Origin of the sequence: Gimesia alba (genome assembly GCF_007744675.1) — a bacterium.
GTDB classification, from domain to species: Bacteria; Planctomycetota; Planctomycetia; order Planctomycetales; family Planctomycetaceae; genus Gimesia; species Gimesia alba.
Genome location: NZ_CP036269.1, coordinates 5,230,082 through 5,247,826, shown reverse-complemented (window position 1 = coordinate 5,247,826; position 17,745 = coordinate 5,230,082). Strand labels below are relative to the sequence as shown.

At 48.5% G+C, this 17,745-nt stretch carries 15 protein-coding genes; 7 read left to right on the top strand and 8 right to left on the bottom strand.

Features of this window, described 5'->3' with window-relative positions; genetic code table 11:
- Positions 1-39 precede the first annotated feature (39 nt).
- The 7 genes from Pan241w_RS19640 (at position 40) to Pan241w_RS19610 (ending at position 8,555) form a co-directional block, all read left to right on the top strand.
- Positions 40-1,368 carry a Gfo/Idh/MocA family protein gene (locus Pan241w_RS19640; protein ID WP_145219118.1) on the top strand — a complete coding sequence of 443 codons (1,329 nt, stop codon included), beginning with the start codon at positions 40-42 and terminating at the stop codon, positions 1,366-1,368.
- 137 nt (positions 1,369-1,505) lie between these two features.
- Positions 1,506-1,955 (top strand): acetyltransferase, encoded by a 450-nt coding sequence (locus Pan241w_RS19635; protein WP_145219116.1) that lies wholly within the window; start codon positions 1,506-1,508, stop codon positions 1,953-1,955.
- 88 nt (positions 1,956-2,043) lie between these two features.
- The gene (locus Pan241w_RS19630) at positions 2,044-3,576 is read left to right on the top strand and encodes a hypothetical protein (RefSeq protein ID WP_232107203.1); all 1,533 of its coding nucleotides are present in this window, start codon (positions 2,044-2,046) and stop codon (positions 3,574-3,576) included.
- 74 nt (positions 3,577-3,650) lie between these two features.
- On the top strand, positions 3,651-3,857 hold the full coding sequence (locus Pan241w_RS19625) for a hypothetical protein (RefSeq protein WP_145219114.1): 207 nt from the start codon (positions 3,651-3,653) through the stop codon (positions 3,855-3,857).
- A 192-nt stretch (positions 3,858-4,049) separates the two neighbouring features.
- Complete coding sequence (locus Pan241w_RS19620; protein WP_145219112.1) at positions 4,050-4,928, top strand: ion transporter; 879 nt, start codon at positions 4,050-4,052, stop codon at positions 4,926-4,928.
- 151 nt (positions 4,929-5,079) lie between these two features.
- Positions 5,080-6,228, top strand: a complete 1,149-nt coding sequence (locus Pan241w_RS19615) for a VWA domain-containing protein (RefSeq protein ID WP_145219110.1) — start codon at positions 5,080-5,082, stop codon at positions 6,226-6,228.
- 68 nt (positions 6,229-6,296) lie between these two features.
- Positions 6,297-8,555, top strand: coding sequence for a VIT and vWA domain-containing protein (locus tag Pan241w_RS19610; protein ID WP_145219109.1), 2,259 nt, complete (start codon positions 6,297-6,299; stop codon positions 8,553-8,555).
- Positions 8,556-8,568: 13 nt separating this feature from the next.
- Here Pan241w_RS19610 and Pan241w_RS19605 read toward each other — a convergent pair whose 3' ends face one another.
- The 8 genes from Pan241w_RS19605 to Pan241w_RS19570 all read right to left on the bottom strand — a co-directional run bounded on the left by Pan241w_RS19605 (position 8,569) and on the right by Pan241w_RS19570 (position 17,408).
- Positions 8,569-9,927, bottom strand: a complete 1,359-nt coding sequence (locus Pan241w_RS19605) for an MFS transporter (protein WP_145219106.1) — start codon at positions 9,925-9,927, stop codon at positions 8,569-8,571.
- 262 nt (positions 9,928-10,189) lie between these two features.
- Positions 10,190-11,086 (bottom strand): hypothetical protein, encoded by an 897-nt coding sequence (locus Pan241w_RS19600; protein ID WP_145219105.1) that lies wholly within the window; start codon positions 11,084-11,086, stop codon positions 10,190-10,192.
- Entirely contained in the window at positions 11,086-11,946 is an 861-nt protein-coding gene (locus Pan241w_RS19595; RefSeq protein ID WP_145219103.1) for a hypothetical protein, read from the bottom strand. The genes Pan241w_RS19600 and Pan241w_RS19595 overlap by 1 nt, the downstream gene beginning before the upstream one ends.
- A gap of 3 nt (positions 11,947-11,949) precedes the next feature.
- Positions 11,950-12,678, bottom strand: coding sequence for a hypothetical protein (locus Pan241w_RS19590; protein ID WP_145219101.1), 729 nt, complete (start codon positions 12,676-12,678; stop codon positions 11,950-11,952).
- Entirely contained in the window at positions 12,678-13,934 is a 1,257-nt protein-coding gene (locus Pan241w_RS19585; RefSeq protein ID WP_145219099.1) for a DUF6754 domain-containing protein, read from the bottom strand. The genes Pan241w_RS19590 and Pan241w_RS19585 overlap by 1 nt, the downstream gene beginning before the upstream one ends.
- A 6-nt stretch (positions 13,935-13,940) precedes the next feature.
- On the bottom strand, positions 13,941-15,077 hold the full coding sequence (locus tag Pan241w_RS19580; RefSeq protein WP_145219097.1) for a hypothetical protein: 1,137 nt from the start codon (positions 15,075-15,077) through the stop codon (positions 13,941-13,943).
- Positions 15,078-15,098: 21 nt separating this feature from the next.
- Positions 15,099-16,940: a glutamate mutase L gene (locus Pan241w_RS19575; RefSeq protein WP_145219095.1), complete on the bottom strand. Its 1,842-nt coding sequence runs from the start codon at positions 16,938-16,940 to the stop codon at positions 15,099-15,101.
- A 66-nt stretch (positions 16,941-17,006) separates the two neighbouring features.
- Complete coding sequence (locus Pan241w_RS19570; protein WP_145219093.1) at positions 17,007-17,408, bottom strand: hypothetical protein; 402 nt, start codon at positions 17,406-17,408, stop codon at positions 17,007-17,009.
- Positions 17,409-17,745 lie beyond the last annotated feature (337 nt).

Here is a 17,745-nt window from a genome sequence, read left to right as displayed (position 1 = left end):
ACCGACCAAATCCACCTGCAGATTAGGGAAAGGCCTCTGATGACTCAATCTAACAATCAATCAACCTCCAGACGTGACTTTTTAAAAACAACAACGGCAACGGCTGTTGGGACTGGAATTCTTGCCAGTTTAGGATCGGCGGCTCATGTCCATGCAAGCGGCGACGATCAAATCAAAGTTGGTCTGGTAGGCTGTGGTGGCCGCGGTACCGGTGCTGCTTCACAAGCCTTGTCCACAAAAGGAAACGTGAAGCTGGAAGCAATGGCGGATGCATTCAAAGATCGAATGGACAGCAGCCTGAGCAACCTGCAAAAGCAGTTTTCCGGTCGACCGGAGCGAGTCGACGTCGCCGAAGAGAAAAAATTCGTCGGGTTCGACGCCTACCAGAAACTCCTCGACAGTGGTGTCGATGTGGTGATTCTGGCAACACCTCCCGGATTCCGTCCAATTCACTTTGAAGCTGCCGTCAATAAAGGCGTGCATATCTTCATGGAAAAACCAGTGGCCACAGATGTGACCGGAGTCAAGAAAGTCCTTGAAGCCGCTAAAAAAGCCAAAGAAAAAAATCTGGCGGTTGGAGTTGGTTTGCAGCGTCATCACCAGGCTCCTTACATTGAAACCATCAATCGCCTGAAAGATGGTGCGATTGGCGATATTACTTCAATGCGTTGTTACTGGAACAGTGGTGGCGTCTGGGAACCACGTCTGGCTCGCGAAGATGCCAAATCAGAAATGGAATACCAGATGCGAAACTGGTACTACTATAACTGGCTGTGTGGTGACCACATCAACGAGCAGCACATTCACAACATTGATGTATGTAACTGGTTGAAAGACGATTTCCCCGTCAAAGCATATGGTATGGGGGGACGTCAGGTTCGTACCGACAAGAAGTATGGTGAAATCTATGACCATTTCGCTGTTGAATTCGTTTACGCCGATGACACTCGGATGTATAGCCAATGTCGGCACATTCGCAACTGCTGGAATAGCGTGACTGAGCATGCTCAGGGAACCAAAGGTTCTTGTGATATCAGTGGTGCGAAGTATGAAACTACAGCTGGGTACAAATGGAAATACCGTGGCAAGAAAGCCAACCCTTATCAGGTTGAACACGATGATCTGTTCGCTGCCATCTATAACGGAACGCCTTATAATGAAGCGGAGTATGGTGCGAAATCAACCATGACTTCCATTCTGGGACGTCTGGCAACCTACAGTGGTAAACCAGTCACCTGGGACGAAGCCATGGCATCGAACGTCGATCTGATGCCAAAAGAGTTCTCCTGGGAAGCAGCTCCCGTTACAGGACCTGATGAAAATGGTTTCTACCCGATCCCAACTCCAGGTGTGAGCAAAGTTCTCTAATATTTGTTCAACGTCAATTACCAAGCCGATTCGTTCCTCACGAGCGAATCGGCTTTTTTTCTTGGAATGAGTTCAGTAAACTCACTCGGTGAATTCGAATTCCCTGTCATTCAATTTATCTGAAACTCACTACAACGATGACTTCTCAACATCAGATTACTGCTGTCACTCCTGCTGACTATCCCCGTGCATTAGAAGTCTGGGAATCTTCGGTAAGGGCCACGCATGGTTTTCTAACAGAAGCAGACATTCAATCGCTTAAGCCTCTCGTATACGACCATTGTTTAACGCGAATGCCTCTCTTCTGCGTCCGCGACGATACTGAGACTGTGATTGGTTTTCTGGGTGTGGACTCACCAAAAATTGAAGCACTGTTTATCGATCCTGACTGGCGGGGAAAAGGTCTGGGACGCCAACTTGTGGAATATGCAATCAAGGATCTGGACGTGGAACTGGTCGATGTGAATGAGCAGAACGAACAGGCCGTCGGTTTTTATCTGCATTTGGGGTTTGAAGTCGCTCTTCGCTCTAAGCGGGACGGGTTTGGAAAGCCGTTTCCCTTATTGCATCTGAAACTACCAGGTTGAATCGGTCGTTGAGTTCGCTGCAGGTGCATTTCTGTTTTGAGTATGGTATCGTAAAAGCCTCTCTTTTTTCTTTCCAGGAGTCTGAACCATGCCCGTACGTTTCATTCAATGTCTGCTGATGGCTGCTTTTTTATTACTTTGCTCGTCGCTGAGTTTTGCCGAATCGCCGCTCGAAATTGGGAATCGACGGGAGTTATTTATCGATGACGTGTTAGTGGAAAAACTGACGGGAGAAATCGAGATTCGCCTCCAACATCCTATCCCGCGTGAGGTGGTTTTTAAATTTGATCAAGACTGGGAAGGGAGTAGTTCTGGTTATCATACCATTTTCCAGGACGGCGACTTGTATCGGCTCTATTATCGCGGCTCCCATATTATTGTTTCAGACGGGCGCATCAATACTGGCAGCCATAAGCCTTTTTATTGTTACGCGGAAAGTAAGGACGGCATTCACTGGACGCGACCTGAGTTAGATTTAGTTGAGTTTCAGGGATCGAAAAAAAATAACATTATTTTGGAAGGGTTGGGCACACATAATTTTGCACCCTTTAAAGATGAAAATCCGAACTGCAAACCGGAAGCAAAGTACAAGGCACTGGCAGGTACTCAAAGTGAAGGAGGCCTCTATGCTTTTCAGTCAGCGAATGGAATACACTGGAAGTTGATGCAGGAAAAACCGGTGATTACGAAAGGAGCCTTCGATTCACAAAATCTGGCGTTCTGGGATACCGATCAACAGACCTATCGAACCTATTATCGCGTCTTTTCTGGAGGAGTTACCACTTCCAAAACTTGGAAACCAGAAGGCGATCGCGCGATTCAAACAGCCACTTCTGATGATTTTCTCAACTGGAACAATGCAATTGATCTGACTTACGAAGATTCTCCCAGCGAACAACTTTATACCAATCAGGTGAAAGCCTATTATCGGGCACCTCATATTCGGATCGGCTTTCCTGCCCGTTATGTGGAACGAGGCTGGTCCGAATCGATGCGGGCACTTCCCGATCCCAAACGTCGTAAACAGCGGGCTTCTTCTGTGGAACGTTATGGGACTGCTATCAGTGAAGGGCTTTTGATGGCCAGCCGTAATGGCGTCCACTTTAAACGTTGGAATGAAGCGTTTCTGCGTCCCGGTATCGAACGTACTGGTACCTGGCAGTACGGGCATCAGTTTATTGCCGAACACGTTGTCGAAACAAAATCAGCACTTCCCGGTGCTCCGAACGAATTATCGATCTATGCTGCCGAAGATTACTGGCACGGGAAAGGAGGATCACTCAGACTCTATTCACTTCGATTGGATGGGTTTACTTCGGTACACGCTTCGATGAAGGGGGGAGAACTGATCACACGACCGTTTACTTTTGAGGGAACGAAATTATCTGCTAACTTTGCGACATCTGCCGCCGGGAGCATGCGAGTGGAAATTCAAACTGCAGAGGGGCAGCCGATTCAAGGATTTACTTTAAAAGAGTGTGCGGACCTGTTTGGCGATACGGTCGATCGGACCGTGACCTGGAATCAGAAAGCAGATGCCAGCAGCCTGCAAGGGAAACCAGTTCGCCTGCGCATTCAATTGAAAGATGCTGACTTGTATTCATTTCAGTTTCAGAAGTAAATCAGATCAGTCCCTTCAACTCGCCGTTACTGTCACCAAAGCGGTCAGACACCACTTTGGGAATCTTCAGGATCATGACAGTCGGCGCAATACTGGAACAGGATAGGGCGAACGGACTTTTCAAAGAAGTCCGCGGGTTCCGGCTCCGCAGTAAAAGTGCTTCTACACAACAGGCAGGCAATCTAACACCAGAAAACGATACGCATATTCAGACCTGTTCCAGACTGGGGGGAAATATGTGCAAAGGCAAGGAGCGGGAGAATTCTTTCGAATTGAATTAACTCTGGTTATAAACGGATTCAGAATCAGAGAAAAAGTAGTGATCTGATAAGTTTCCAGTTACGTATATTACTCATGTTATGAAGGACCGTTTTGCTCGGTGAGACATGTTGACCTCATCAAGGTTTATCAGACATAATCCCTTTGCAATACAAAGAATCGTTATCCGCGGCTTACTCTTGGAAAGTATTTGAATGTCAGATCCCAAACCTGCTCAAGAAAAGAAACCTCAAACCTGGCGCGAGCAGATGTATGAGATAATCTTTGAAGCAGATACACCTGCCGGAAAACTGTTTGATGTTGTGCTGCTGATTGCCATTTTAGTGAGCATTCTGGTGATCATGCTCGAGAGCGTCAAATCGTTTGATGCGAAGTATGATCGCCAATTTAGTATTGCCGAATGGTTCTTCACAATTTTGTTTACCATCGAATATGTCGCGCGGATCATCTGTGCCCGTCGACCGCTGCGGTATATCTTCAGCTTCTACGGTGTGGTGGATTTGTTGTCGATTCTTCCCACCTATCTGATTTTTCTGGCATCAGTCGATACAGTGGATATGCAGCGACTGGGGGTCATTCGAGCGTTGCGACTACTGCGTGTGTTCCGAATCTTCAAGTTGGGGCATATGTTGACCGGTGCGTCGGAATTACGCCATGCCATCTGGACCAGTCGTTCAAAAATTATTGTGTTTTTAACAACGGTCCTGATTGCCGTCGTTATTGAAGGGGCTGCGTTGCATTTAGTGGAGGATAATGCCCAAAGAGAGGCTAATTTAAATGGTTTTGATTCGATTCCCGAAAGCATGTATTGGGCGATCGTCACGATGACAACCGTAGGTTACGGTGATGTCACACCCATCACCCCTTTAGGGAAATGTCTGGCGGCCATGATTATGTTTTTTGGATACAGCCTGATTATCGTACCCACAGGAATTGTGTCCGCTGAGTTAGCACATTCGGGATCGAAATCGGACTCATCTCGAATTACGACTCAGGTATGTCCGGAATGCATGAAAGAAGGGCACGATTCCAATGCGATTTTCTGTAAATTCTGTGGCTCACGCCTGAACTGAATGGCTGCCATTCGATCTTCCAGATAAAAGAAGTTCCTGAAATTGATCAATTTTTGGGAACTTCTTTTTTGCGCACGCCGTCCAATGAGCGGTGCCCGGTGTGAGGCACTTCATTTCTCAGTAATCCTGTGCTTATCCAGGAGAAGTTTCCATGCGCAAACTGTTTCGACTTACGGCGTTAATTCTATTTACTTTTTGTCTGTCAGCCCAAATGAGTCAGGCAAAAGAAAAGCCACAGCCAGCACAACCTTCAGTCGAATTGGCGATTCTGCTTGATACGAGTGGCAGTATGAGTGGATTAATCAATCAGGCACGGACACAACTCTGGAAGATTGTAAACGAACTGGCCACCGCGAAACAAAACGGGAAGATTCCCGTGATGAAAGTCGCCCTGTATGAATACGGGAAAAGCAGTCTGCCTGCCAGCGAAGGCTACTTGCGACAAATCGTGCCGTTGACGGAAAATCTGGACCAGATTTCGGAGGAACTGTTCGCATTAAAAACCAATGGTGGTGAAGAATATTGCGGTCAGGTAATTCAGGCAGCGACCAACGGTCTGCAATGGAGTGAAGACAATGATTGTTTGAAAATGATCTTCATCGCCGGCAATGAAGGCTTCAGTCAGGGAAAAGTGGACTATAAAGTGGCCTGTCCGAATGCTGTCCAAAAAGGAATCACGGTCAACACGATTTTCTGTGGCCCTGAGCAAACGGGGATCCAGACGGGGTGGAAAGAAGGAGCATTACTGGCAGACGGTTCTTATCTGAGTATCAATCAGGGACTGGAAATTGTGACTCCTGCCACACCCTACGATAAGAAATTGAATGATTTGAGCCGGGGAATCAACAGGACCTATCTCTTTTATGGCTCTCAGGAAGAACAGAAAAAATCCACCACCAGTCAGTCAGCAGCAGATTCTTTATCTCAGGAAGCAGCTCCTGCATCTGGTGCAGAACGTGCGGCTTTTAAAGGCTCAGGCCGGTATCGTGCCAAAGGCGATTTAATCGAAGCGCTAGCTGGTAAGAAAGTCAAACTTCAGGATCTGAAAGAAGCAGAACTACCTGCCGAACTAAAAAAACTGTCACCTAAAGAACGAGAAGTTTATATCAGTGAGAAGCAAAAAGAACGAAAACAAATTCAGTTACAGATTCAGGAACTGACTAAAAAACGAAAACAGTTTATCGCTGCCGAAATGAAAAAACAGAAAAATCAGGCACAGGATAATACATTCGATGCTGCGGTGATCCGAGTGATTCGTTCCCAGGCAAAGAAAAAGAATTTCCAGTTTGAGTCAGAATAATGTAGTTCAGAAGTCGAATCCTGAATCTTTCATTCCACCGGAAGCCGTTTTAATCAAGGGGCAATGACATGCGATTTTATCTACGCGGTTTCGGAATTATTGCCGCTGCCATCCTGCTTTCCACTGTCAGCACTGTGACGCATGCCTGTTTTATGCGGGCTCCTCAACCGGTTCAGGTCTGGCTGGATCATATCAACGTCGATATTCAGGATCAGGTTGCCGTGAAGACCTATCGTTGTGGCTTCCGCAATCCCAACGGCAGGGCCATCGTCGGTGGTACCTGTTACATGGAACTGGAACCGGGGACGCAAGTTAACAACATGTCTGTGCTTGTTGACGGAAAGGAAATGCAGGCGGAAATTCTGGATGTCGAAAAAGCAAATCAGGTGTTTCAGGAGATTGTGAAGAAAGGTGGCTCGCCTGCATTACTGGAATATTATGGCAACCAGCTCATCCAGACAAAAATTCCGCGGGTCGAAGCAGGGAAAACCGTGATGGTTAAACTGACTTATACTACGGTTTTGAAGAAGCGGGGCGATCTGATTCGCTTGCAGATGCTCAATACGAATCCCAAAGCGTTAATGCAACCGCTCAAGGAAGCATCTGTGACTGTGAATATTCGCAGTACCGAACCCATCAAAAATATTTATAGTCCGACCCACCAGGTGAAACTGGTTGAGAAGAGAGACTGGGATATTTCCGTCGAATGGAAACAGAAAAATTATCTGCCAAAACATCCGTTTGTGCTTTATTATCAGACTACCCCCGATGAAGTCGGCGCCAGTCTGATTGCACATCGCGAGCCAGGCGAACCCGGTTATTTCATGATGATGCTCTCACCCACTCAAGGGCAGGGCGTCGGGAAGTTGACCGAAGAGAAGATCCTGCCGAAAGATGTGGTGTTCTGCGTCGATACCTCTGGCTCTATGTTGCAGCAGAATAAGATGGAGCAGGCCCGCGATGCTTTAAAGTATTGCATCAATCACCTACGTCCGGGGGATCGGTTTAATATCATCGATTTCAGTACCACGGCGCGGCATTTCCACCAGCATGGGCTGATCGAGTTCAACGAAGAATCAAAGCAGAAAGCGCTGGCTTATGCCGATGCGATGACCGCCCGCGGTGCCACGGCGATTGAAGAAGCGTTGTTACTTTCGTTAAAGCATCTCGAAAAGGAAGTTTCACTGAGGAATCAGCGGCTGAAAATGATTGTCTTCTCAACGGATGGATTGCCGACTGTGGGAGAACGCGATGCCAGTAAGCTGTTGAAAACCATTTCAGAGAAGAACTCGCAACATGTCAGGCTGTTCGTATTTGGTGAGGGATACGATGTGAATACAAAGCTACTTGACTTTCTGGCTCTCGATCACCGTGGAGAAGCAGACTATATTTTGCCAGATGAAGATTTGACGAAGAAAATCAGCCAGTTCTTTGACCGGGTTGGTAGCCCGATCATGGCGGATGTGTCGATCGATTTTGCAGGGGCAATAGTGACTGATGTCTATCCGCGTCATGTGAAAGATCTCTTCAAAGGCGAACAATTACTGATTTATGGACGTTATACCGGTTCAGGATCAAAGACGGTTCGAGTTACAGGTACCGTCAACGGTGCGAGAGTGACCCAATCCTATCAACTGGAATTTCCCAGGAAATCGGCTGATGATAAAAACAGTTTTGTACCGCGACTCTGGGCGGGGCAGAAGGTTGATTATCTGATTGCACAAATTCGTAATAGCGGACAGGCAAAGCCGGATCAGGAACTGGTTGATGAGATCACTTTGCTAGCAAAGCAGCATGGGATCGTAACTCCTTATACAAGTTTTCTGATGGCCGATGATACCATCACAGAGCAGTCTCCGATGCCTCTATTGGGAGCATATCGACGGAAACTGGGGCAGAAGTTCGAAAAAGAACTGGAATATCAACCATTCAAACGTTCGACAAATGGAAGTGTGCAGCAGGAAAAAGTCCTCGATGCACAAAGCACCAACCGGGACCGATATGCAGCTGGTAAAAGTGGGAATGCCGCCCGTTATTACGATCAAGCAGAACGTGAAATGAAGAAATTCAACAAGAGAGGTTCTGCACTAAAGACCATTCGTTATATCGGAAATCGAACCTTCTATAAATCGAAGGGACTGTTCTGGAACGAAAGTCTGTACGATCCACATCTCCATCAAAACCTTAAAATAATCGAAGTGGGATCTACAGAATATTTTGAACTACTCAAGCAAGATCAGCGGCTGGCCAAATATTTCTCACTGGGGAACGTGATACTGCAAATTGATCAGCGCTGGTATCAGGTTACGGAAAAGTCTCGATCGTAGGATGCCGTTTGAATTAGACGACTGGTTCTGATTCAGTCTCTTCTTGTTCTTTAAACAAGCGAGGAGGATGCGCTGACCAGACAGCGAATGCCGCCACAAGAGGCATGGCTGTGAATAAACACAGGACCGGGTTGTAAGAACCAAAATAGTCGATCGACATCGCGACCGGCAAAGGGCCGAGCGCGGATGCCAGGATCATCATCGACCAGGCAACGCCGCGGACAGCTCCCTGGTTCATGCGTCCGTAATAATTGATCCAGACGACTGTCGCCGTACTACGAAAAATACTACCAGTCATTCCCAGTAAAAAAGAATAACCGACCACCATCCAGACAGCGGGCATCGTCAGGACGATCAGATTCGCGACAGATAAACAGAGCATCGAAAAGCAGAGGATATAGCGGCTGGGAAGTCGGTCAGTCACCCAGCCTGCTGGAAACATCAAGACCGTTGCACAAATCGCCTGGAACGACATCATTCGGATGGCCCAGTGTTCGGGAACGCCGTGGCTGCCGAGTAAAGAAATCTGATGAAAGACCAGACCGGTGCCTACCAGAGCATGTGTGGTGATTACGGTTAACAGCTTCCAGAATGTCGGATCACGCAGCACTTCACGCACTGTCCAGGATTCAATCGTGGCAGTGATTAAGGGGCGTCTCGGGTTCTTCCCGGATATTTCCTCTTCTGGTTCCGGTTCCAGTGCAGGGTCGATCCCATCGGGGTGCAGTCCCATGTCTTCCGGTCGGTTTCTAACAATAAAAATTCCCGGCAGAATCAAACAAAGGGCAACAGTGACGGCATGAAAGATCCAACCGGTTTTCCAACCATAATGAGTAATGAGCCAACTATTGAGTAGCGGTACCGTCATGACGGAAAAGGCACTACCAAAGCCAGCCAAAGCGGTGGCGCGTCCTCTTTTCTTTTCGAACCACTCACCCACCATCCAGACTGAGATTAAAGTGAGAGCGCCCTGTCCCAGACTGCGTACCAGACTGAATCCGATATAGAGCTCCGGGAGTGTGTGGATGCGGGACATAAAAAAACAGGCCAATGCCAACCCTGTAGCAGTTACCGGGAGAATAATTCGGGCGCCCCAGCGATCCAGCATCCGACCAACAAATGGCAACAGACAGGCACTGACAATGGTGGCAAAGCCATAAGCTAAGGAGTATTGCGTTTCCGTTAGTCCCAGGCCAGCCCGCATCGGGTCTTTAAACACAGCCACAGAAAATGACTGGCCGGGAGCCGACAGAAATTGCGCCATGGCAGCAATTCCCAGCATCGTCCAGCCGGGAAAGTATTTGTGGGTGGTGGAGATTTCGTCGTGTTCTTTTTTGGGTTCCGCGTCAGCACAGGCAGGCTGCGAATTCATTTCTCTGGTTTTCTTCCCTGGGATCAATAATCAGTCGGCAGGGCGCGCGACCGGTGGGCTGAATTCGAATATAGCAGAAGCAGAAACGAACGCGTAGGGTATCGAGTGGTTGCTTTAGACAAAAATCATTTCTTCACACAGATCTCATCAGAATAAACTGTGCGGTATTTCTATCTGATTCGTGATTGAATTGTCTGTTTTATCATATTGAGGTTAATAGACTTAACAGAGTTGAGGTTACTGGAGTCAAGACGGAACCAGTCTAGATGCCCAGCCAGTCGTTGAATAGAAAATTGAGCCGGCCACTAAGTAGGGCAATTCGTCCCATCACCGTATAAGCAAAGCTGGCACCGAAGGTGACCATCAAAAACCAGACGCCTAAACGTGAAATATATTTGATGATCCCTTCATGTTCGATTGAGAAAAAGAAATAGACCATGCACGACAGTACGCCGACAATCACAATTGAATTCCGCAATGATTCGATCCACAGGAAAGCGCCTTTGGAATCAAAGACGATGAACGGCATAATCGTGTTTTGGATTTGCCCGACGAAATCCGCTTCAAGATAACTGATGAGACGTATTCCAGCGGTCGCGCCAATAAAAAATGCCAGCGGCCAACGCGCGATCCAGCTTCCCTTTGGCGCCAGTCGCCAGAGGAGTAGAACACTCAGGACAAGCGGGATGAGATATAGCAAACTGGCTTTGGTTCCTTCTTCCATATCTGGGAAAAAACTAATCCTTGCCAGGCCGGGCAGAAGCTTTGCAAACAGATTTGTGACAATTTCTGTCCAGAACGCGACGACCATAGCATAACCCGCGGAGACACCGACAAAGACCGATTCCGTAAATTTGTAGAGTGGGTTATCACCATAGAGAAAGGAAAAAATAGCCAGCGTGCAAAAGGCGGCCACCCACAAACCTATGGTTCTTGACAGGCTAAAGCTGACGCCCGGTTCGCCTTTTTCTTTCGCGGGAACCTGTTGGTATTTCGACCATCGATAAACCTGCTCTGGAGATTCCGGCTGTGATGCTTTGGCTTCGACGGGAACTTCACGAACATAAACAGCGCCTTGAGTTCTGAATATTTGAACGGACAGCAGGCCCAATCCACCAAAAATCATCAGCAGTGTCCAGATGAGTGTTGACTGTTTCATTAAGCCATTCCCTGCTTTCGTTCCCAGAAATAAATCACGTTACCCAGCACAATCAGGCTAATCAGCAGTACGTGGGCTACCAGTTGTGGCCCCATGCGTTTCAGTCCTTCTTTGGCGTTCGGGTTGTCTTTCAACTCAGGATAACCATTGATGATTGCCTGTTCGTACTCTGCAGCACCTTTAATGGCGGCAAGCATTCCATCGAGTTGCTGAGGGATATAAGGCAGCATGATCGGTGCCTGAACCCCGGTGCAACCGACGACTGTCGGAATATCAAACGGGGCCGAACCATACAGCACCCATTCTTTCGAGCCGGGGTAGCCGGCACTGACATTCGCTAACAGATCAACCTGTTGAATGTTCTTAAGATTCTTAGTGAGTGGGATGTTCTCTAGATCCGTACCATTGATGTCCGAGGAATACGATTTTTTTAAATCTTCTACTACCAGTTTAATGACCCCCTCATTGCCTGCCCGAAATCCCAGATTCACATACTTGGTGCCGTATTTTCCTTTGTAGGTATCGGGGTATTCACTTTCCAGCAGATCAATTGAACGTTGAATCATCGGGATTCCCTGAGGCCAGAGAGTCATGAAATAGAGGTTGTGTTTTTTTAAGGCACAATGCCGGGTAAATGCCGACGCCATTGGCTGTAGCTCACCCTCACTGGCTGGGTCATAATCCAAGGCGACGACCACATTCGATCCGTCGGGGAGATCATCGACGGCATGAAAAACGGCCATTACCTGATCGGATGGTTCTTCCGGAAACGTGGTGCCCATGATCAGCGGCACTGAGACGGCGATAAACATCATTAAAAAGATCCAGCGACGATCCAGGTTTTGTAGTATATCCAGCATCGTTCACGCCTCCTGATCTGATCCAAGGTAAGAACGATCGACGCCTAGAAGAACTTTCAATGAAGTCGAGGCGACCCCCAGTGCAATTCCAATCGTAATCGCTCGCATGCCGGGAGTGGTAAAGTCGTCCATGATGATTTCCGATAAATGGGATAAATGAAAATCGCTATAAGTGATGCCACTAGTACCAAGGATAGGTTCATTCGGGAGCCAGCTGGTGAGCCAGACACCAGCGTAAGTCCGTCCAAGTAACACGATCACGGCGATCAAGAGTAAAATAGTGGCTTCGGTATTTTTCGCTCGGAACGCACGAAATGCAGCTGAGGAAATATAGAACGCCAGCAAAGCAAACATCGTGGCTGAAAGTGGGTAGAAAATATATTCGAACAGCCACCAGAAGGCACTCCCCTCTTCGAGGTAGTCTCCGGACCAGGCATACTCCGGAAAATTGATATTCGGATGCACTCCGACTTTCAGCAGGCCGACAATCAAAGTGATGAAAAACGCGATGAGAGTGACTGCTGAGTATCCCCAGCCCGCTTGCTGCGCGGAAATTTTCTGCAATTGCATTTTCAGCAAGTTACCGCCACCCAGGATAAATGCAAACGCCGCCAGAATATTAAACCAGGCCATCGCATCATTGCCCCAATCCACAAATTTGGGAATGAATGCCGTACAAATCAGCACAAATCCCGTGACTGCGGAAATAAACAGGGGGATGGTTCGTTTCATTATTTAAAACCTCCTTTACCGAGGATATTCTCTTTAATATAGGCTTGAGCAGACTGCAGAAAGGTTTCGTGTTCTTGGTCCGGAGCGACACCCCGCGATTCAATAGCAGACAGCGTCATGAGCAGGCAGCCGGCAATCAGCAACAGTCCACCAATCAGCTTGCCGAAGTCCTGTCCTTTCAGACTTCCTAACTGTTGTGGTTCTCTGGAAAGGTAGGCGGATGCGGCAAAAAATTCTTCTCCAATCAGTGTGAAGTCACAGGCCGCTACAAAGAACGGAAGCTGTGTGGGCATTGCGGTTCCTGCCACCTGAATTGCTCCGACTGAGTTGCCAGTTTCTGCCAAAATTAATGATTCGGCATAAAACGCACCCATGTAGAAACAGGCGGCCGGTTTGTCACGGACCATTTTCCCCGTCACACTGGCTACGTACCCAAATTGTTCGTCAGTGATATAGTAAATGTCGTCTTCGTTGTATTCATCAGGGCGACCTGCGGCGAGGTAGGCGGCTTCGACGGTATCCCGAGCTGTTGTCATAACCAGAGACCGTGATGTTGGTACTTCAAGATGAGCGCGATAGTCGGCCGTTGTTTCTGCAACCTGGGCCAGTACTGTGATTCCCGCAACGGTTTGAATGTCATTGATATCCTGGATGCCGGGCACGAACAGACAGGATCGCCCCATTTCGGTCGCACGTCCAACGGCATCTGTGATTGCTTCCAGGCCGGCGATTTTGCGTACCTTGAGTTTTTTTCCCTTGCGCGCCATTTCGATGAATATGATCACCGAACCACAGATCAGAAACACAAAAACTGCGAACCAACTGCGCTGCAGGTTAAACCACTGCAGCGAGGCAATCACGGGTTCGCTGATGACAACCGGTTTTGATTTCAGATTTTCCTGCCCGACCGCTTCAATGCGATATAGATAAGGCACGTCGGTTTCGCAGTTGGAATCTCGAAATGTATTCACGCGGTAAGTCGGTTCGCCGATGTTCTCGTACAGGGACTCGTCGCTGTTAGCCTCTTTGCGGGAGATGATATAACGTAAAACCTTGCGTGGTTTTGTGTGTTCCTCGTCATCTGGGGATAGGGTCCAGAACAGATCGATACCAGTTCCTGCATCGCCGGGAACATCTTCCGCTCTGAAATCCGTTGGCGGAGCCGGTGGTTCGGCGGCGTTCGCTCCCGCCAGATCTACTGTTAAGAACAGGAGCGGAAGTATGAGTCTGAGAATAACATCTTTCCCTAAATGCATCACGATTTATCCTTCGATGAGTTCCACATTGGCACGGGGAACAATCACTTTATTTCCTGTATGCAAAACCACCTCAAGCACACGGGATTCGGAACCTGATTCCAGTGTTCGTAATTCCGTTGGCATCTCTCCTACTTCACCAAGCAGTCCGAAATAAGGTTCGCGAATAATACGCACGGGAACGCCGGTTTCCAAAATGCCCAGTGAAGCAGCCTGTTTTGTTTCGGATTGGGGCGCGGCCTTCATTTTTTCATCCAGTGGGATCACTATTTCAGGACGCATGACACCTGCACGGATTTGTGTGGTCCCATTGACGGCGGCTTCGGATCCTTCCCGTTCTTTGAGAAGATTGAAGGTTCGTTCTGCCATCGCGATGTCGCCAAAGCCTTCGGTGATGATTAGTGTGGTACCAATATGTTCTGACCCGGTGACGGCGACTCCCAGATCATAGCCCAGAATTTCTTTCAGATCCTCGTCGTCCATTCCACCAGAGATGATGGCCGCTACGCCAATTTCGATTCCCCGCTTGACGGCTTCTCCCGTCATACGGGCACCGCCGATGATGATTTTTCCCTGCATCGATTCATCAAGTAGAGAGGCGATCAATGGTTCATCTTTATCCTGGCAGGCAAACTGAATGGTTCCATAAGCTTCTCCGCCAATCCCCAGAATGCCCTGCAAGAATGTCACTTCCGACTCGATGACGACTCCTTGTTCGGGAATGACTTCTTTAATCGTGCCTGCCTGATAAGCGCGGACCTGAATCGGCAGGGGCGCTCCGCGCAGAATAACCTGGCCTGTCACATGAGAGATGGATTCAATCGTTCCAGCCGTTTTGGCTTTCGTTTCTGCTTTGAAGAAACCAAAAATCCCTTTACTGCGGGCCAGTACGTCGCCTACATGAATTTCGTCTCCCACCGAAAACAGCATGCAGCTCGGTACTTCAGAGGGAGCCACCGAAATTTGATTGGCGATATTAATGGGTGTGACATCACCGGGCATGAAGGTTTGGGCGACGATTTGTTGAGAGGTGACTTGATCGCCGACCTTGCCCAGTACATCACCCGGAATGGGGAGTATGCGCCGGCTGGAATGCAGCACTCGCTGGCGGATTTGTAATCCTGGTGAATATGCCTTTGCCATAATAGCCAATTCTCTGAGGGGTTATCGTTGTGCCATCACATGAGTTTCGGGGTAGAGCTTCATTTCCTCGACCCAACTCGTCAATTCTGCTAAATGATTTTGTTCGTCAGCAGGGACCATGAGCGGTCTGCCTCGAGCATCAAGAATCAATCCCACTGTGCCGCCCCGCGCTTCGAATTCCATTCGTTTTCCTGAACCGGCTCCAAAGTCATAACCGCGTCTTGGTTCTACTATGACTGTTGCTGACTCATCGTAACCTAGAGGAAACAGTTTCATCTCACCGCAGACCATCTCACCGGTTTCATTCAGCGAGTTTCCGGAAATTTGATACTGAAAACAGGTTCTTCCAGATCGATAAAAGCCGCGCGGGGCGATGCAGGTTCCCAAATAGATCAAGCAGTCCCGCTCAAATACCTGTAACGCTGCATGGGGATGGACCTGAGCCAGTACACCTAAATGGGGCATCATGAAAATACTGTCTTTGGCAAGTACGGTCATTCCTTCTGGCTCGAAGGCATCGACCATCATGGCTGCGGTCTGATTCATGTTCGGAGCATGTGAAAGAACACCACCTGAGCCGACCAGCAGGTTCAGTTTCATGTTATCCACAATCGATTGACCGCTGCTGACCTGACTGAACGTATCACCGACCGTTCGTTGCTGCTGGACCCCTTTGAGTGTGGTTGCAAACTCTTTGTGCTGAATATAGGCCAGCCGCAATGCCTCACGGGCAACCGCCTGTTCAAAAACCAGCCCTTCCTTTGTCTGGGGAATCGTGGTCGGGCGGATCATTTTGTTTTTGATGCGGTTCTGCAGTTCTCGTGGATCCATCTCCAGGTGTACCCAGCGTAAAATCATGGGGAGAGTTGCAGAAGCACAGACGTTGGAGATGGAATAGCTCATTCCCAGATTGGCACTCACGGTACGGTTAAAGGTCCCGTCGAACACACTAAAGACATCTGTCGTCGCACCCCCAATATCAACTCCCAGAGCGTTGATGCCTTGACGCTCCGCGATCGTTTGCAGAATATTTCCCACGGCACCGGGGGTCGGCATGATTGGAGCATCGGCCCAGGAAATCAATTTGTTATAACCCGGGGCATGAGCCATCACATGTTCTAGAAACAGATCGTGAATCGCATCACGAGCGGGGGCTAAATTTTCCTGCTCCAGCACCGGACGAACATTCGCTACTGTGGTCAGTTTGACATCTTCATCGAAGGCTTCTTCAACCAGTTCCTTCGCTTCCTGATTGCCAGCGTAAATGATTGGCATTTTATAGGTGCCACCAAAGCGGGGTTGCGGCTTGGCGGGAGCAATCAGTTCTGCTAATTCGACGACGTGTTTTTGAGTTCCTCCATCCGTTCCGCCAGCCAGCAGAATCATATCAGGCCGCAATTCACGGATGCGTTGAATCTGTTCGTGAGGCAGTCGTTTGTCATTGGAGCAAATCGTATCCATGACAATTGCCCCGGCCCCCAGGGCGGCACGTTTGGCACTGGCGGCAGACATTTCGCGTACGACTCCTGCGACCATCATTTGCAGTCCGCCACCGGCACTGGAAGTCGAAATATAAATATCACAGCCTGTATCACCCTGTGCTGGGCGAATGATTTCCCCATTTTCATCGATCAGTTTGCGACCCGCTAATTCGCCGACTTCCGTTACGGCATTCACCACACCCACGGTCACATCTGCGGCTGGCTCTTCAACGGTTGTGGGAGCTTCGCCTCGAAATGTCTGCCGATACTCGCCATTTTTTTTCTCAATCAAAATCGCTTTGGTGGTGGTGCTTCCACAGTCCGTGGCCAGGATGACATTGATTTGATCAGGGTCTAATTTTTTCTCTGCTGTCGAGTTCATATTCTGATTAACCATCCGTGTAAATATGAAAGCGGGTTGGGCACGATTCGGGTTGATTGATCTACGTCAGGAATCATCCTGTTTGACTGTGTATTCAGAGTGGACCAGAGAATGGTCCTCATTCAGAGAGGCGTTCTCAGAGTCAACCAGTGACGAACTCAATGTTTCCAGACGCTGGCATAACCATTCGATGGAACCTCGTTTTTCGAGAAATTCTGCGAAGATTTTTTGTGCTTGGGGATCGACCAGGAAAGACAGGAAGGGAGCAAAAAAGTGAATCGCCTGTGAGCCGATATAATTTAAGGGGCGGCAGGTTTCCAATGAGAGGATCGCCAGCGTGACCATATCCCGCCGAATAATTTCTCGGCAGATGCGGTCTGCAATCTGTTGTTGCTCTGCTGTCGGAGCAAAATCTTCCGGGCGTTCTACCGCGAAGGCGTGCGCAAGCCACTGTTTGATCATTACCATCCTAGCCAGTGTCCAGGTTTATTGCAGCGTCTCCACGGCCATGCGGATCAAGTCAATTAACATGGTAGATACTATGGTTAAATGGGACGCGCTTTAGGAATTCCTGCTGTGGGTTCAATTGACGCAAGTTATGTCTATGACTCAACTAAATGTAACAATAACAGGATTGAATAAAAATGAAAGTATCCTCTCGGAAGAAATGCAGATTACGAAAGAATCAACTCGGAGAAAATCCAGGCGAAATCAGGCGACGCTGACGCTTCTTGAGGTCAGTCTCAAAAAATGACGAGGCCGACATCTAGACTGTGTCCAGTTTTACTGTAGCGTCTCCAAGGCT

Excerpts from the sequence above, each read along its gene's own strand:
- Pan241w_RS19640 (WP_145219118.1), top strand. The coding sequence starts at position 40 with ATGACTCAATCTAACAATCAATCAACCTCCAGACGTGACTTTTTAAAA.
- Pan241w_RS19635 (WP_145219116.1), top strand. The coding sequence starts at position 1,506 with ATGACTTCTCAACATCAGATTACTGCTGTCACTCCTGCTGACTATCCC.
- Pan241w_RS19630 (WP_232107203.1), top strand. The coding sequence starts at position 2,044 with ATGCCCGTACGTTTCATTCAATGTCTGCTGATGGCTGCTTTTTTATTA.
- Pan241w_RS19625 (WP_145219114.1), top strand. The coding sequence starts at position 3,651 with ATGACAGTCGGCGCAATACTGGAACAGGATAGGGCGAACGGACTTTTC.
- Pan241w_RS19620 (WP_145219112.1), top strand. The coding sequence starts at position 4,050 with ATGTCAGATCCCAAACCTGCTCAAGAAAAGAAACCTCAAACCTGGCGC.
- Pan241w_RS19615 (WP_145219110.1), top strand. The coding sequence starts at position 5,080 with ATGCGCAAACTGTTTCGACTTACGGCGTTAATTCTATTTACTTTTTGT.
- Pan241w_RS19610 (WP_145219109.1), top strand. The coding sequence starts at position 6,297 with ATGCGATTTTATCTACGCGGTTTCGGAATTATTGCCGCTGCCATCCTG.
- Pan241w_RS19605 (WP_145219106.1), bottom strand. The coding sequence starts at position 9,927 with ATGAATTCGCAGCCTGCCTGTGCTGACGCGGAACCCAAAAAAGAACAC.
- Pan241w_RS19600 (WP_145219105.1), bottom strand. The coding sequence starts at position 11,086 with ATGAAACAGTCAACACTCATCTGGACACTGCTGATGATTTTTGGTGGA.
- Pan241w_RS19595 (WP_145219103.1), bottom strand. The coding sequence starts at position 11,946 with ATGCTGGATATACTACAAAACCTGGATCGTCGCTGGATCTTTTTAATG.
- Pan241w_RS19590 (WP_145219101.1), bottom strand. The coding sequence starts at position 12,678 with ATGAAACGAACCATCCCCCTGTTTATTTCCGCAGTCACGGGATTTGTG.
- Pan241w_RS19585 (WP_145219099.1), bottom strand. The coding sequence starts at position 13,934 with ATGCATTTAGGGAAAGATGTTATTCTCAGACTCATACTTCCGCTCCTG.
- Pan241w_RS19580 (WP_145219097.1), bottom strand. The coding sequence starts at position 15,077 with ATGGCAAAGGCATATTCACCAGGATTACAAATCCGCCAGCGAGTGCTG.
- Pan241w_RS19575 (WP_145219095.1), bottom strand. The coding sequence starts at position 16,940 with ATGAACTCGACAGCAGAGAAAAAATTAGACCCTGATCAAATCAATGTC.
- Pan241w_RS19570 (WP_145219093.1), bottom strand. The coding sequence starts at position 17,408 with ATGGTAATGATCAAACAGTGGCTTGCGCACGCCTTCGCGGTAGAACGC.